This window comes from Streptococcus sp. FDAARGOS_522, from assembly GCF_003812445.1.
Taxonomy (GTDB): domain Bacteria; phylum Bacillota; class Bacilli; order Lactobacillales; family Streptococcaceae; genus Streptococcus; species Streptococcus agalactiae.
In genome coordinates this window covers 18,861-35,491 of record NZ_CP033808.1, presented here as the reverse complement: position 1 = coordinate 35,491, position 16,631 = coordinate 18,861, and the positions used below count along the sequence as shown (strand labels likewise).

General features: G+C 35.4%; 17 protein-coding genes. 1 reads left to right on the top strand and 16 read right to left on the bottom strand.

What is annotated here, in order from left to right; genetic code table 11:
• Positions 1 to 13: 13 nt before the first annotated feature.
• The gene (locus EGX70_RS00205; RefSeq protein WP_000349554.1) at positions 14 to 817 is read left to right on the top strand and encodes a DUF4037 domain-containing protein; all 804 of its coding nucleotides are present in this window, start codon (positions 14 to 16) and stop codon (positions 815 to 817) included.
• A gap of 91 nt (positions 818 to 908) precedes the next feature.
• Here the strand turns inward: EGX70_RS00205 and EGX70_RS00200 are convergent, their stop codons facing one another.
• The 16 genes from EGX70_RS00200 to EGX70_RS00125 form a co-directional block, all read right to left on the bottom strand.
• Positions 909 to 1,895, bottom strand: coding sequence for a PhoH family protein (locus EGX70_RS00200; RefSeq protein WP_001158920.1), 987 nt, complete (start codon positions 1,893 to 1,895; stop codon positions 909 to 911).
• Positions 1,896 to 2,018: 123 nt separating this feature from the next.
• Complete coding sequence (locus EGX70_RS00195; protein ID WP_001270881.1) at positions 2,019 to 3,791, bottom strand: oleate hydratase; 1,773 nt, start codon at positions 3,789 to 3,791, stop codon at positions 2,019 to 2,021.
• 156 nt (positions 3,792 to 3,947) lie between these two features.
• The gene (locus EGX70_RS00190) at positions 3,948 to 4,163 is read right to left on the bottom strand and encodes a YozE family protein (protein WP_001232073.1); all 216 of its coding nucleotides are present in this window, start codon (positions 4,161 to 4,163) and stop codon (positions 3,948 to 3,950) included.
• A complete protein-coding gene (gene msrA, locus EGX70_RS00185; RefSeq protein WP_000438899.1) occupies positions 4,160 to 4,669 on the bottom strand; it encodes a peptide-methionine (S)-S-oxide reductase MsrA in 510 nt (169 codons plus the stop codon). The genes EGX70_RS00190 and msrA overlap by 4 nt, the downstream gene beginning before the upstream one ends.
• Positions 4,670 to 4,806: 137 nt before the next feature.
• Positions 4,807 to 5,661, bottom strand: a complete 855-nt coding sequence (gene cvfB / locus EGX70_RS00180; RefSeq protein ID WP_001094270.1) for an RNA-binding virulence regulatory protein CvfB — start codon at positions 5,659 to 5,661, stop codon at positions 4,807 to 4,809.
• A gap of 117 nt (positions 5,662 to 5,778) precedes the next feature.
• Positions 5,779 to 6,336, bottom strand: coding sequence for a ribosome recycling factor (frr, locus tag EGX70_RS00175; RefSeq protein WP_000159519.1), 558 nt, complete (start codon positions 6,334 to 6,336; stop codon positions 5,779 to 5,781).
• A gap of 14 nt (positions 6,337 to 6,350) precedes the next feature.
• On the bottom strand, positions 6,351 to 7,079 hold the full coding sequence (gene pyrH, locus EGX70_RS00170; RefSeq protein ID WP_000433491.1) for a UMP kinase: 729 nt from the start codon (positions 7,077 to 7,079) through the stop codon (positions 6,351 to 6,353).
• A gap of 120 nt (positions 7,080 to 7,199) precedes the next feature.
• Positions 7,200 to 7,880, bottom strand: a complete 681-nt coding sequence (locus tag EGX70_RS00165; RefSeq protein ID WP_000959462.1) for an ABC transporter ATP-binding protein — start codon at positions 7,878 to 7,880, stop codon at positions 7,200 to 7,202.
• Positions 7,867 to 8,655, bottom strand: a complete 789-nt coding sequence (locus tag EGX70_RS00160; protein ID WP_000436156.1) for an ABC transporter ATP-binding protein — start codon at positions 8,653 to 8,655, stop codon at positions 7,867 to 7,869. The genes EGX70_RS00165 and EGX70_RS00160 overlap by 14 nt, the downstream gene beginning before the upstream one ends.
• The gene (locus tag EGX70_RS00155) at positions 8,643 to 9,449 is read right to left on the bottom strand and encodes an ABC transporter permease (protein WP_000044261.1); all 807 of its coding nucleotides are present in this window, start codon (positions 9,447 to 9,449) and stop codon (positions 8,643 to 8,645) included. The genes EGX70_RS00160 and EGX70_RS00155 overlap by 13 nt, the downstream gene beginning before the upstream one ends.
• Positions 9,449 to 10,393 carry an ABC transporter permease gene (locus tag EGX70_RS00150; protein WP_000281512.1) on the bottom strand — a complete coding sequence of 315 codons (945 nt, stop codon included), beginning with the start codon at positions 10,391 to 10,393 and terminating at the stop codon, positions 9,449 to 9,451. Before EGX70_RS00150 ends, EGX70_RS00155 begins: the two co-directional genes overlap by 1 nt.
• The gene (gene nikA, locus EGX70_RS00145; RefSeq protein WP_001253838.1) at positions 10,380 to 11,996 is read right to left on the bottom strand and encodes a nickel ABC transporter substrate-binding protein; all 1,617 of its coding nucleotides are present in this window, start codon (positions 11,994 to 11,996) and stop codon (positions 10,380 to 10,382) included. Before nikA ends, EGX70_RS00150 begins: the two co-directional genes overlap by 14 nt.
• 391 nt (positions 11,997 to 12,387) lie before the next feature.
• A complete protein-coding gene (rplA, locus tag EGX70_RS00140) occupies positions 12,388 to 13,077 on the bottom strand; it encodes a 50S ribosomal protein L1 (RefSeq protein ID WP_001085664.1) in 690 nt (229 codons plus the stop codon).
• A 103-nt stretch (positions 13,078 to 13,180) separates the two neighbouring features.
• A complete protein-coding gene (rplK, locus tag EGX70_RS00135) occupies positions 13,181 to 13,606 on the bottom strand; it encodes a 50S ribosomal protein L11 (RefSeq protein WP_001085803.1) in 426 nt (141 codons plus the stop codon).
• Between the two features lie 210 nt (positions 13,607 to 13,816).
• Positions 13,817 to 15,199 (bottom strand): MFS transporter, encoded by a 1,383-nt coding sequence (locus tag EGX70_RS00130; protein ID WP_000958259.1) that lies wholly within the window; start codon positions 15,197 to 15,199, stop codon positions 13,817 to 13,819.
• Positions 15,200 to 15,206: 7 nt separating this feature from the next.
• Positions 15,207 to 16,421 (bottom strand): M20 family metallopeptidase, encoded by a 1,215-nt coding sequence (locus tag EGX70_RS00125; RefSeq protein ID WP_001262297.1) that lies wholly within the window; start codon positions 16,419 to 16,421, stop codon positions 15,207 to 15,209.
• Between the last annotated feature and the right edge of the window lie 210 nt (positions 16,422 to 16,631).

Sequence of the window (16,631 nt, the reverse complement as noted above, 5' to 3'; positions counted from 1 at the left end):
TAGGAGAGCATTTATGGACCATTTCACAAAACTCTGGCAAGATTTCTCTAAACTTCCAAATGTTGTTGCTATAGCACTCGGAGGCTCACGCTCTGGTGACAGTTTTGACCAATCTTCCGATTATGATTTGTATGTTTATTGTGCAGCAACTCCTGATATCACTAGTCGTAAACGTATCCTTAACAAGCACTGTCATTACATTGAACTTAACAATCATTACTGGGAGCTTGAAGATAATGGTACTTTAAACGACGGAACTGATATTGATATTCTCTATCGTAACATAGATAACTTTTTATCAGACTTAGAAGATGTTGTTGAACACCACAATTCTCGAATTGGATACACCACTTGTTTTTGGCATAACCTCATCAATTGCCAAATACTCTATGATCCTGAAGATCAATTACAATCACTCAAAGAGAGATTCGAAGTTTCTTATCCCAGTCAGTTACAAAAACAAATTATCATTCAAAATCGTAACTTATTAACTGGCAAGCTTCCCTCTTACGATAAACAAATTATAAAAGCCCTTAAACGCCAAGACTTTGTTAGTACTCACCATAGAACTACTGCTTTCTTAGATTCCTACTTTGATATTATCTTTGCACTTAATAAGTTGACACATCCTGGCGAAAAAAGAATGATTTCCTATGCTAAGAAGAATGCTACATTGCTTCCTAAACATTTCGAAGAAAATATCATTAAACTATGCCATCTCAACTCCAACGAACACACTGTTAAAGAAACATTAAACGATATAATAATGCATCTCGACGTCATGCTTAAAGAAAATTTTCAACACTTTATAGATTAAGTTGAAGTACACCATCATAAAAACGCCTAAAGCATTAGGCGTTTTTTTACATATTGGCACACTCTCTAACAACGTCTCCTAGTGGCAAACATCAGTCATTATCAGGTTGTAGCTTGTGACTACTTTCTGAATCTGAATAAGCATTTATTATTTCAGCAACGACAGGGTGTCTTACAACATCCTTTGCTGATAAATGAATAAAGTCAATCTTTTTGATATTTCGTAATTTCTCAACAGCATCAATCAAACCAGATTTAACATTCTTTGGTAAGTCAATTTGGCTAACATCGCCATTTACAATCATTTTAGAATTGAAGCCAAGTCGTGTTAGGAACATTTTCATTTGCATTATAGTGGTGTTTTGCGCTTCATCTAATATGACAAATGCATCATCTAAAGTACGACCACGCATGTAAGCCAATGGAGCAATTTCGATGATTTCACGCTCCATTAAGCGACTTGTTTGCTCTTTACCTAAAATTTGATATAGGGCATCATAAACTGGTCTCAAATAAGGATCAACTTTCTCTTTGAGATCTCCAGGCAAGAAACCAAGGCTTTCACCAGCTTCAACCGCTGGTCTCGTTAAGATTATTCGTTTAACTTGACCACGCTTTAGTGCCGTTACTGCTAGAGTGACTGCTAAAAAAGTTTTTCCCGTTCCAGCAGGCCCAATACCAAAAACAACATCATGATTTTTAACGCTATCAACGTATATTTTTTGCCCTAAAGTCTTAACACGGATAGGCTTACCATAGCTATCCTTAATAATTTCTTCCTCATAAAGGGCAACGAATTTATCAATTGAACCATTTTGTGCCATGGATAAGGCTGTTACAACATCTGAAGTATTCACAGTCATCCCACGGTTAACAAGCACTAATAATGCTTCAATAGTTAGCCGAGCGGTTTCTAATGTTTCTTCAGAGTCACCTAATACCTGAACACGTTCAGTTCTAGCATGAATGATAACATCTAAATTTTCTTCGATTAATTTTAAATGGCGCTCATTGCTGCCAAAGAGTGACATCATATCATCTGGATGTTGTAAAGTAATTTCGATAGAGTATTCTTGCAAATTATTCTTCCTTTTCGTACAGTAAGTGACTACATTATAACAAAATTTCATTTTCTTTGGTGATTTTAGTCGTTGTAAAACTAAAAAATCGAGAAAAACAAGTTTTCTCGATTTTATTTTACATTATAAAAGATGAGCTTCTCGAAGTAATTCTTCTAAATAAGTTCCTCTAATTTTTTTCATGCCTACTTTACGCATTAAGGCAGGTATTGGTAAATCCATATCTTCAACAGATTTCTTATCATTGAGATAGTATAAAGATTGCAACAAGACACGAATATCAAATGCTGAATTAAAGACTTCTGGAACACCACGTTCAACATTTAAGAAAGTATAAACAGCTTCCATAGCAGTTCTAATAGAATATTCCGTTGTAAATACTGTATCTCTGGATGGAGATTCTGCAAAATTACCAATGAAGGCTAGGTTAACAGAACCTTGTGGGATAACATCTGGTCGGTCACCTTTAACTCGAGGCATGAAATAACTAGTAATGTAAGGCATATAAACAGGAACTGTACTTACATATTGTTTATCAGATAAATCATGAATCTTCATTTCAGGAACACCTAAGTGATACAACCACTCTTCTGTGATTTCTCGACCAGTACATTCTTCAATTGGTTTTTTAATATAATTACCTTCCACATTTGAATAGAGTCCATAAATCCAAACAATTGTTTCATTTTCCTTTTGCTCTTTGAAATGCGGTTGGCGATGGATAGCAAAACTCATCATCCAATTAGAATCTGTAACTGTAACAATGCCTCCTGTATTTACTTTACCATCATGGAGGTCACGATGTGTTAAACGCTCTATATAAGGTTCAATAGCTGGATCTTTTATTGTTGCAGTAGCAGAAACAAACCATGACTCTTTTGGAATATCTTTGTAGAAGACTTTAGGATGTCCAAATTCATCAGATTGAGCAGCTAAGTTTTCCCAAAGATTCCAAGAACCTCCCAAATCGGTATTAGGTTTAGCTACAGTATCATGACTACCATAGTTCGTACTTTCAGTGATAGAACCATTCGTTACAAAAACAAAATCATCTGGAGTAAGATCAATTATTTTTGCTTCACCACCAACTGTGAGATGAATAGCTTTTGCAAGCTTCTGACCGTTCTTAAAGTCTACGGAGATATTAGTCACCTTGCTATCAAATTGAACATCCACATTGTGAGACTCTAAATAACTGATGATTGGTTTCACCATAGAATCATATTGATTATATTTATTAAATTTTAATGAAGTGAAATCAGGCAGACCACCGATATGATGGATGAAGCGCATAGCATATCGACGCATTTCAATCGCTGAATGCCATTTCTCAAAGGCAAACATAGTAGCCCAATAAGTCCAAAAATTACTTTCAAAAAATTCTTTTGAAAAGACTTCTTCAATCGTTTTAGCACCTAAAGACTCTTCAGTCTCCATGACTAGCTTAACTAACTCTTTGGAATGTGTTCCGAGTGTAAAATCACCATCAGATTCTAAGCGATTCCCCTGTTTATGAATGAGGCGACAGTTAGATGAATTGGGATCATCCTTGTCAAGCCAATAAAATTCATCTAGATAAGAAGCATCTGGAACTTCGAGAGAGGGGATGGAACGGTACATATCCCACATACATTCGAAGTGATTTTCCATTTCACGACCACCACGCGTTACAAAACCGATATCAGGTCGTTTGACACCGTCAAGTGATCCTCCAGAAAGAGGTAGTTCTTCAAAAATATGAATACGTTGACCATCCATTTGACCATCACGTATTAAAAAGACAGCGGCAGCTAATCCTGCTAAACCAGAACCAACAATATAAGCGGATTTTTTATCCACACCTTCAGGTTTTCGAGGTCTTGCAAAGGCTTCAAAATTTCCATTTGTATATCTCATAAACAACCTCCCTAGGGCTATATTTTAGATGACTATATTCTACTCCTTTGTGAAAACGATTGCCATTAAAAAACCTGCTTTTCAGACAGTCTTAGACAATGTGTCCAATTTCTATAACCTAAAAAAGAGATTGAAAATACAATCTCTATATTATTGTTAATGATTGAGATAATCTTCCCAAATATCATCAAAATCTGTTAAATTAAAGGAAAAACTAGCCTCATCTTCTAAATAACGACTAACTGTTTCAAAATCCGAACTATGTTTTGGAAAAGTGGTTTCATCAAAAGCGTAATCTGCTAGGATTGCTACTGGTTCATTTGATTTTGGATTTCTTTGTGTCATCAACCAACTGTAAAATGATTTTCTCAATGCCAGTTCTCCTCTAGAAATGCATGTCTTCTGGCACTACTCAAGGCGTAACGAGCAGGGTTAGTCCGATAGAATGCTTGATGATAGTCTTCTGCTGGGTAAAAAGTATCAGCAGGCTCAATACTGGTTACAATTGGTCTATCAAATCTACCCGAAGCTTGTAGCTTATCTTTTGATTTTTGAGCAATCTGACGTTGCTCTTCATTCTCATAAAAGATGACAGGACGATAATTATCCCCACGATCTTCAAATTGACCAAAAGCGTCTGTTGGATCTGTTTGTGCCCAATATAACTCAACTAAATCTGCATAAGAGATTTTTTCAGGATTAAAAATAATTTCAACAGCTTCTGTATGTCCAGTAGTTTTACTACAAACTTCTTTATAAGTTGGATTCTCAACATGTCCTCCAGTGTATCCTGATAAAACAGATTCAATACCATCTAATTCTTCAAATGGTTGTACCATACACCAAAAACAACCTCCAGCAAAAATCGCACGTTCCATATCGTTCTCCATTCTTTTTAATAGATACATTATAACAAAAAAAGCCAAAATTTCCTCTCAGCTTTTTTCTATAATTAGCCATTAATTCTAGCTATAACTAAAATGACATCGTGAGAAAACTTTAAAAGTTCAAAAGTTTATAATAATTCTGTACCTAGCTGATCTTGTTTGATCTTTTTAGCTTTCATGAGTCCTCCAAGTGCTTTTTTAAACTGACCTTTGGAAATTCCAAAAGTAGCTTTAATTTCCTCTGGAGAAGATTTATCATTTAAAGTCATGAATCCTCCGTTACTTTCTAAATACGTTAAAATCATTTGTGCGTCATTTTCTAACATTTCAAAAGAACGAGGCTTTAATGATAAATTTAAGGTTCTATCAACTTCTCTAAAGCCAATAACTCGTGCATCCAGCACTTGCCCTAAACGAGGTTCACTGTAACGTTCACTAGGGTGAATAAAGCCGAGCATATTATTTTCTGGTAGATAAACAAAAGTTCCTGACAATTTTAAGCGATAAACGATTGCTGGCCAATTTTGATTTTGCATATTGTTATATGCTGGGGTTGCCATTTGTTGAAATACTTCAGGATCTGCAGGGAGAGCCCAGAGACGATCTTTTTTATCAACATCTAAGCAAACGTAGAGGCGATCACCTTTTTTAGGCCAAAGTTCTTTCAATTCAGGAAGAACATCCAAAGAAACAACCACTTGCTTATCTGGAAGACCAGTATCAAGAAATACTCCCAAGTCTTTACGTACCTCAGTAACTGTCCCCCAACCATAATGATCTCGAGTCGCAAATGTTTCTTTAGTTGTAAGACGTGCTTTTTGTTGTATATCTGTATAGGCGAATCCTTTAACCATTTCACCAATGTGATGCTCTCCTTCTGACTTTGATAATGCAAAGGTAAAGCCATCTTTTTGGATAAAGTAAAAATCTTTGTTTTCATCAGTTACTAAGCCTGTTATGACTGTCGCCAATAATGTATTCATTTTTCTCCTTTTAAAAAGGTAACCGACAAACCAAATCCATCTGGTTTTGATTCTATCAGTTACCTCCATAATCATTTTGTTACTTGCCAATCATAATAAAGATAGCAAACGTTACTATTAAACTTCCAACAATTCTTTTTCTTTATTAGCAGTCATCTCATCAATATGTTTTACAGCATCATCAGTAGCCTTTTGAATATCTTTTTCAAGAGATTTCAAGTCATCTTCTGTAATTTCTTTATTCTTTTCTTGCTTCTTAGCTTCATCCATAGCATCACGGCGAATATTACGGATAGCAATCTTAGCATTTTCTCCGACTTTTTTCACTTCTTTAGCTAAATCACGACGTGTTTCTTCTGTCAAAGCTGGAATAACAAGACGAATAACTGAACCATCATTTGCAGGATTAATACCTAAATCTGATTCGTTAATAGCACGCTCAATATCTTTGATTGATGATTTATCAAATGGTGATATTAAAAGAACACGAGCTTCTGGTACAGTAATAGAGGCTAATTGGTTAAGTGGAGTTGGCGCTCCATAATACTCAACTTGAATACGATCAAGCAAGCTAGCATTAGCACGTCCTGCACGAATCCCTGCAAATTCTCTTGATAAACTTTGGTGTGATTGCTCAAAACGCTCTTGAGCTTTTGTAACGATTTCCTTAGTCATATTTTTATACACTCCTATTCAGATGCTTTGTTTGAAACAGTTGTTCCGATTTGTTCTCCAAGAACAACACGCTTAATATTACCAGTCTCATTCATATTGAAAACAACAAGGTCAATATCATTATCCATTGAAATAGTTGATGCGGTTGCATCCATGATTTTTAACCCTCGTTTTATTACTTCAACGTGAGTTAATTCATCAAATTTGACAGCATTGGCATCTTTCTTTGGATCAGCATTATAAACACCATCTACTCCATTTTTAGCCATTAAAATTGCTTCTGCCTCAATCTCAGCAGCACGAAGCGCTGCTGTTGTATCAGTTGAGAAATAAGGCGAACCAATACCCGCTCCAAAAACAACAATACGATTCTTCTCTAGATGACGTAAAGCACGACCACGTACGTAAGGCTCAGCAACAGTTTGCATTGGAATAGCTGTTTGAACTCTAGTATCTACCCCATATTGTTGAAGGCTATCAGCCATTACAAGAGCATTCATTACTGTCCCTAACATCCCTGTATAATCAGCTTGAACACGATCCATCCCTGCTTCTGCTGCAGGTTCTCCACGCCAAAGATTACCTCCACCAATGACAAGTGCTATTTGAACACCTGAATTGTGTACTTCGGCAATTTCTTTTGCAATAGATTGAACGGTAGGAATGTCAATACCGACACCCTTATCTCCCGCCAATGCTTCACCAGATAACTTAATTAATATACGTTGATATTTAGGTTCCACTACTATGTTCTCCTTATTTTGTCTTTATTATTTTACCATAAAAGGCAAAATTTTAATAGAGCAATGACACTAGTAAGTTGATTTCTTTATCAACTCCTAAAATAAGAAAAACATAATAATTCAGAGATTGGTCAAACAGTTAGTAGAACATGCTCTCTTCAAGAATTCATTATCTTCTACTAAATAACCATTTTTTATCAGAAAGACCCGGTTACAGATAGCTTGACAAATTTTAGGGTCATGAGAAATCATTATAAAACTTAATTCATAACAGCGTTTTATTTTTTGTAATAAACGTAGCATTTTAATTTGAGTTACTGGGTCTAATCCACTTAAGGATTCATCAAAAATAATAATTTTAGGCTTTAAGAGTAAAGCTCTAGCGATACAAACTCTCTGTAGCTGACCACCACTAAGTTGTCTAGCTTTATATTTTAGATAAGTTCCATCTAAACCCACCGCTTCTAATATTTGGCATAATTCAAAAGTTGTTTTTTTTCCATAAAAAGCTTCATTCAAAATTTCCTCAATACTAAAATATGGATTGACCGAACTAAGCGCATCTTGAAAAACAAGGATAATCTGCGCCTTACCATCTTTAGGTGTGTAATTTTTTCCTTGAAAATGTATCGAACCACAAGTAGGACTATCTAGTCCTATAATGAGTCGGGCAAGGCTACTTTTTCCACTGCCACTTTTACCCATTATACCAATTATTTCTCCTCTTTTAAGATGAAAATGACAGTCCTTTAAAACCTCTTGTCGTCCAAATGTTTTTCCGACATGATTACAAACCAACATTAAGAATATCTCCTTCATACTCCATTTGCACTGTCAGTGCTTTCGTATAGTTATGTTGAGGATTGCTTAAAATAGCTTGGGTTTGTCCCTGTTCAACAACTTCTCCCTCACTTATAACTAGTAATTGCCCCCCCAGGTCTCTAGCTAACTGATAATCATGCGTTACAGTAATCAAGGTTTTTCCATTATTTTGCAATTCCTGCAAAATAGCTGATATAGTAGAACAATTATGGCAATCAACCGCTGAGGTCGGCTCATCTAATATGATTACCTGAGGATCAAGAGATAATATAGTGGCTAACATAATTCTTTGTAGCATTCCTCCACTAAGCTCAAAGGGGTATTTTTTTAACAGGGATATCGCATCATCTAAATTTAAACGTTTCATCCATTCTAACGCTTTAGATAAGGCTACTCTCTTTGAACATTTCTCATGACTAAGGATTGTTTCCAAAATATGCGCTTCAATTTTTTGAAAAGGATTAAACATAGACATGGGATTTTGCACTAAATAGGCAATATCTCGTCCCCTTAATTTCTGCCACTGCTTTACAGTTAGTTTACCTAAATCAACTCCCTTAAAAAATATGTTTCCTCTAACTGTCATACCTTGTGGAATATGACCAACCAATAATTTTGCCAAGAGGGTTTTCCCTGAACCACTCTCACCAATAATAGTTAGCGATTCCCCCATATCTATTTTACAACTAAAATCTCTTAGTACAGGGACCTCTCCTATCTGTAATGACAAATTCCTTATTTCTAACTGTTCCATTGTCGTTTCCAATCTTTTTTATCTATAGCATCGCCTAAAGTATTAAAGGAAAATACTGTTAAAAAAATCGCAATTCCAGGAGATAACATCATCCAAGTAGCTGTCCTAAAATATCCTCTAGCATCGTGCAACATCATTCCCCATTCTGTGACATTAGGTTGCACACCAATCCCTAAGAAAGAAAAGCCAGAAATCATTAAAATAATATTTCCTATATTCATAAGGACCATAACGAGGATTGGCTGATACACAAAAGGAAAAATATGTTTTCTTAAAATATGCCAGACCGAAAGTCCCATAATTTGCGCATTTATCACATAAGGCTCTTTTTTTGCACTCTTAACTAAATTGGTCATTAATTTAGCATAGTAAACCCATTCCACAAAGACAATTGCAAAAATTAAATTCCCTAGACCATGACCTAAGATCCCCACGGTTGCAAGAGAGAGCAAAAAGCTCGGAAAAGCTAAAATAATATTAGCTATCCATAAAAAGAGGTTTTCTAACTTTCCTTGATACCAACCAACAATAAGACCCACAAACATACCAATCGTTAATTCCAATAAGCTAATAATAATAGCTAAAAACAGTGAATATCTAGCACCATAAAGCAAGCGAGATAATACATCTCTACCCAATTGGTCAGTCCCTAACAAATGAACATTATTGGGAGCCAATAATTTTTGTGATAAATCTACGTATTGTGGATCAAAGCTAGATAGAATAGGGGCAAAAATGGCACTAATCACTAACAATACCAGTAAGCTACTTGAAAAATAAATTCTTTTTGACATTATTTCTCCCTCGACTTTCGTAACCGAGGATCAACCCAATTCATAAGACACTGTGTCATAAAATTATTAGCTAAAAATAAGGTTCCAAAAATTAGCATACAAGCTTGTATTACTGGAAGATCTGAAGTCCTTAGACTGGTCACAAATAAACGTCCTATTCCATTCCATGAAAAAATTTCTTCAACAATAATTGATCCTGTTAATAAGTAAACCCAAGTCAAGCTAAGTGCCGTCATTATCGCAGGTAAGGCATTTCTAAGGAGGTGATGTGTGACAATATAACGTTCTTTTACTCCTCTTAATCGAGCATTTTCCACATTTAAACTTCTATTTTCTTGACTAATAGCTTTTCGAATAAGGGCTATATATTGACCTACGGTAGAAAAACTTAAGGTAATACTTGGCAAAATTAAACTTTGTAAATCGTTACCTCCTGAAACAGGCAGAAGATTTAACTTTGCCGAAAATAGCAGCATCAACAAGTAAGCAACCCAAAAACTTGGCATAGACACACTAGAAAAACTCAAAAATCGAATCAAGTGATCACTCCGAGCAGATTCATGTAAGCCAGCCCACACACCTAACGGGGTAGAAATGGTAACAATTAGCAAGAAGGCACTCGTGCCTAGAAATAAAGTAGCCAAAAACCGTTGTAAAACCAAATCTAATACTGGCAACCTGAGCACATAAGAATATCCAAAATCTCCTGTTAATGCTTTTTGGAACCACAGCCAGTACTGCTTCCATAATGGCTTATCTAAACCTAGATAGTGCTCTGCTTCTTTTAGTGCTTCTGGACTAACACTTATTTTTGATAAACGAAGGTAATTTTCTGCTGGATTAACTGTTGATAGTTTGATAAGAATAAATGTTAGAAGTGATATGAAAAACAATGCCAAAAAAGCTGACAATATTTTTTTGATAATCGAACTACTTAGATACATTATTTTTTTCTATATAGCGTAATGGGAATGAATTTTCTTCTGGCGCAAAGCGCATGGTTTTAAAATCACCTTTCCTATAAACAGAAATCACCGATTGATAAGTTAATGGGATATATACAGCCTCATCATGCAATAATTCAAGAACCTTCTTATAGTCTCTATCAACATTTTCTTCCTTAGGATCTACTAGAGCTGACTTAATAAGTCTATCCATTTCAGTTTTAGTTGCTAGATTTTCTAAAGCTATATTTTCTGGATGTCCATGATCTGCCTTGGCAGTTAATGCCGACATCCAAGCATGAGGGTCCCATGGTGCTCCCCAAGAATAGGTTAACATCATATCAAAATTACCCTTTTTAGCATTAGCCCAATAATCATCTTCTTCCATAGCAATAAGAGAAACATTAATACCGATTTTACGCCATTCTCCTTGGAAATAAGTTACCAGGTCTTTATCAGTTGCCTTAGTGGCGATATAAGGAAGACGTAAGGTTAGAGCTTTACCATCTTTTTCACGAACCTTATCTTTTCCCAACTTCCAACCAGCTTGATCCAATAGCTGATTTGCTTTATCAACATTATAGCTATAAGTATTTAACTTAGCATCTGAGTGAGGTGTTGATTTTGAAAAAATAGTGTCTGCTGGCTTTTCTGTTCCTCTAAAAGTGTTCTTAGCAATAGAAACTTTGTCAATAGCATGATTCATTGCCTGACGAACTTTTTTATCTTGGAAAATACTTTCCTTAGCATTTAGCAACAAAAGTCTTGTTGACATAGGTTGAGAAACAGCTGTGACATATTTCTTGTCCTTCGTATATTGGGCAAAAGTGTCTAAACCAATAATGCCATTCCCATAGATCAAATCAACGTCACCTGATTCAAATGCTAAAGCACGCGTCTGAGCATCAGGTATAACTTTTACGGTTACTTCTTTTAATTTTGGTTTCTTTCCCCAGTAATTCTCATTACGTTTGAAGGTAATATATTCATTTTGCTTTTTACTTTTCACAACCCATTGACCCGTTCCAATTGGTTTTTTTACATTCTTCTTAGTTGTATCATCACCTTTAGGGAAAGCGTTATCAGATAAAAAACGAATTGGACGAATCATAGAGAGATCATATAAAGTAGCACTATAAGCTTGTTTCAGTTTAATTTCAAAAGTACTTTGATTCAAGGCACGATAATTTTCCAATTGATTCGTTAAATTAAACCAATTATGATTACCTCTATTAGACTTCGAAAAAATACTATCAAAATTACGTTTGACATTCGCAGCATTAAAGTTACTGCCATCAGAATATTTAGCATTTCTCAATTTAAAAGTGTAGGTTTTTCCATCTTGACTAATGCTCCAGCTTTCCGCTAAAGCTGGTTCAATTTTCCCATTGTCACCATATCGTACCAACCCCTCATAAACCATATCCTGGATAACAAACTGATCAGGGTTATAGCGATGCGGATTAACATCACCAAAGTCTTCTCCCCAAGCAAGCGTGAGTTTATCACTGTTTAGTTTATGACTTTTGCTATCCTGTGAATGGCATGCAGTCAGAGTCACCATCAATAAACAAGTAATACTCAATAATATGTTACGTCTCATTTTTACCAACTTTCTTTTAAGTTTAATTAATTATTTTTTTAAGCAAACTTAATTAAATCATTTTAGTAATGTCTTGTCAAGAATCTTAAATTAAAAAAATCTACAACGATACAAGATTTACTTATTCCCTGCGAACTCATTTTAATAGATTATTGCTAAAGAATAATCATAATAGTCACATACCATATCGCCAATTTCATTTTTCCTTATTCTCATCTGTTACTTAAAACACATCGCACATCCATTAGTCTTTAAGAAGGTTAATACAGATAAAAAGCTATTTTTCAAAAGAAACACATATAATATCCTTTGATTATTATTCTATATACTTAACTAGTTAAGTATATAGAATAAATAAAACTAGGAAGGAATTCCTAGTTTTATTTATTGATTAAAGTGAGTTAGGATCAACTTTGATACCAACACCTTGTGTTGTTGTAATTGAAAGGTTTGTGATGTAAGTTCCTTTTGCAGTAGCTGGTTTAGCTTTAACAATAACATCATTAAATGCTTTGAAGTTATCAACTAATTTAGCATCATCAAATGAAACTTTACCAATAAGGGCTTGGACGTTACCTGCTTTATCAGCACGGTAAGTAATTTTACCACCTTTAGACTCTTCAACTGCTTTAGCAACGTCCATAGTTACTGTACCAGTTTTAGGATTTGGCATCAAGTTACGAGGTCCAAGGACACGTCCAAGACGTCCAACAAGTGCCATCATATCTGGTGTTGCGATAACAACATCAAAGTCAAGCCATCCACCTTGGATTTTAGCAACTAAGTCATCTTCACCGACAAAGTCTGCACCTGCTGCTTTAGCTTCTTCAGCTTTAGCGCCACGAGCAAAAACAAGAACACGTGAAGTTTTACCAGTACCTGCTGGTAAAACCATAGCACCACGGATTTGTTGGTCAGCTTTTTTAACGTCAATGTTAAGATTATAAGAAACTTCAACAGTTGCATCAAATTTAGCAAAGTTAGTTTCTTTTGCAAGAGCTACAGCTTCTTCTACGCTGTATGCTTTAGTGCTGTCAATTTTCTCAAGAGCAGCACGTAAGTTTTTACTTTTTTTAGCCATTTTAAAATTCTCCTTGTAATGTGGTCAATCGATTTGATTTAAAATCTCCCACGTCACTCATCAAACTACGATGAAGTCTTGCGGGTTATGTGGGTGTTTCTGATTAGTCAGTAACAGTGAATCCCATAGAACGAGCAGTACCTTCGATCATACGCATTGCAGACTCAAGGTTTGCAGCGTTTAAATCTGGCATTTTAGTTTCAGCAATTTCTTGTACTTGCGCACGAGTAACTGTTGCAACTTTAGTTTTGTTAGGTTCACCTGATCCTTTTTCAACACCTGCAGCTTTTTTCAAAAGAACAGCAGCTGGTGGTGTTTTAGTGATGAAATCAAATGATTTGTCTTCATATACTGAGATAACAACTGGAATAATCATACCAGCTTGATCAGCTGTACGAGCGTTAAACTCTTTAGTGAATCCCATGATGTTGATTCCTGCTTGACCAAGTGCTGGTCCAACTGGTGGAGCTGGAGTTGCTTTACCAGCAGGAATTTGAAGTTTTACAAGTTTTTCAACTTTTTTAGCCATTTTTAAAAATCCTCCTGTTGTGGTTTTGGCGGTAATTAGAAATTTTTACCTCCCACAGGTATGTTTATAACATACCTTACCATTATACTATAATCATAAATAAAAGCAATAGTTTTAAGCCATTAATTTCATTATATTTTAAATTTCTTTCCCAATTCCTTTTACATTATTACAACAATACTTGAGATTTTGAATCTCAAGTATTGTTATTTATTTATCCTCAATTTTCTTAGGGATAACAAAAAGAATTGATAAGATCGATAGACTACAAAAAACTAGGTTTAAAATTAATCCACACAAAGCTGCTTTGTGAAAATCTGCATTACCAGAAAAAGCATGATAAATCGCAATTGAAGTTGCTACACCAATTGCACCACCTAGTGAACTTGCCATTTTGTAAATTCCAGATGCAGAACCTACTTTTTCATTAGGAATACTAGAAATAGCTGTATCCGTTGATGGTGTCGCATAGATCCCCAAGCCTGTCCCAAATAAAGCATAACCAACAAAGACTAACACAAGATACAAAGGGCCTTGAATATTGACCAAAGTCATTAAAAATATCCCAACAAATGTACTCATAGCTCCCAAAAGCATTGGCTTACGGGCACCAAAGCGTTGTAAAATTTTCTCACCAACTCGGATAGCAATTAGTACACAAACCAAATAGCCTAAAGACATTTCACCTGCAACCTTTGGTGTTAGCTGGCGACCTTGTTGCATGTAAGTATTAATAACAATCAGAGTTCCTGCAACTGCATTCAATAAGAAATTTGATATTGTTGCGCCTAAGTAAAATCGATTTTCAAACAGATGAAAGTCAATAAAACTATTAGATTTACGTGTTTCAACATAATAAAACAGAACAAATCCAATAAGCATTACTGTAAAAAGACTCAATGGAATAACGTTCATCAATCCATGTTCTTGAGCCATAGATATCCCAATATTTAACGATAACATTGAAATAATAAAAATAATTAAACCAAGGTAATCAAAGTGAGTTTTTTGTCCAACATTTTTACTTTCTGGGGTTCCTAAAATTAATAGAAAACTAACTACTGATGCGATGATTGAAAAGATAAAGACATAACGCCAACCTAGAGTACTTGCCACCGCTCCACCAAAATAAGAACATAGACCTGAGCCACCCCATGATCCGATTGACCAGAAACTAACTGCACGTTGTCTATCTTTACCATCGTAGTACGTTTTAACCAAGGCCATTGTTGATGGCATAATAAAAGCTGCTGCCAATCCTTGAAAAATACGTCCCATAATAAATAGCACTGCTCCATTAGCTAAAACAATTAGTAGAGAACCAATAATATTTAAGCAAAGACCAATAAAAGTAAATTTAACTCGACCAAGTTTATCTGCTAAACCACCAGTTACAACAATAAATAAACCTGAAAACAATGCCGTACTTGAGACACCAATATCCATTGCACCAGATGAAATACCTAATGATGACTGAACATCTGGTCCCATGTTTAAAATAGACTGTGCAAATAACCAAAATGATAGTACAGCGAGTACAATTCCCACCAATAATTTGTTATTTCCTTTGAAATTTTCCTTTGTCGTTAACATATGTTATCTATTCTCCTTCTTCAAGCATAGCAAGCGCTGCAGTTGCCATTGATTTAGCAGATACCATCAATGATGATTCTGCAATTTGGAATTTTGGATGATGATGTGGGTAATATGGTTGCCCCTCTTCGTGTGCTCCAACATAGAAGAAGCAAGCTGGGATTGTTTGAGCATAATAGGCAAAATCTTCAGACGGCGTTTGAGGATCGCAATCAATGACGTCTAAAATTTCTTTTATAGCAACAGATTTTAAACTATTTGCAACTTTCTGTGTCACTTCACTGTTATTAACTAAAACAGGATAATCATTCTGATAGTCTAACTGATAACTAACACCATAAGTTTGTGCTATTCCCTCTAGAATACGCTTAAATTCCTCCTCAACAACACCTCGTGTCTCTTCAGACATCACGCGCACATCACCTTCTAAGGTTACACTATCTTTGATCACATTAGCGGAACCTTTACCATCAAAAGATCCGATAGTAACTACCGCTGTGTCAAATGGATTAACTCGACGACTGACAATCGTTTGCGCTGCCATAACAAAACTAGACGCTGCAACAATTGTATCATTTGCACGATGTGGCATGGAACCATGTCCACCCTTACCTTGCAAAATAACTTTAAAAGTGGCACGCCCTGTTTGAATGGGACCTGCGTGATATTGTACCGTCCCCTCTTCCATCGTTGACATAACATGGATACCAAGGACAGCATCAATGCCATCTAAACATCCTGCTTCAATCATTGCTTTTGCTCCGCCCGGTGGTACCTCTTCAGCCGGTTGATGTAAGATACGGATATGACCTGAAAATTCTGATTTTAATTCAATCAAGCTCTCAGCCAAAATCAATAAATAAGCTGTATGGGCATCATGTCCACAAGCATGCATGACGCCCGCTGTTTTTGAAGCAAAAGAAAGCCCTGTCTCTTCCTGAATTGGAAGAGCATCAAAGTCGGCTCTCAAAGCAATGTGTTTGATGGGCTTATCTGTCGCTTTATCACCATAGATATCGACTACGACGCCATTCATACCACCAAATTGTGTCTGAACATGACAGTCCTTACCTTTATAAAAATCTGAAATATAAGCTGCTGTTTTTGTCTCTTTAAATGATAATTCGGGATTTTCATGTAAATAGCGACGAATAGCAACCATTTGATCACATTTTTGGTCAAGTTTTTCAAATAATTGATGTCGCAAAGATGCATTGGCCATTTGCTTTCCTCCTTAAAATATGAACAGTTAAAATAAAGCTATTATTCTAACAATCTGCTCTTATATAGTCTACTTTTGAAAATAATTTTTTACAAATAAATTTTTTTAGATATTTCTATAACTAAATAGTTATGAATATATCATGTTATACTACTAAATTAAAATAGATTGATTTTAGCTCAAAATGATAGTAAACTTATAGCCATAACG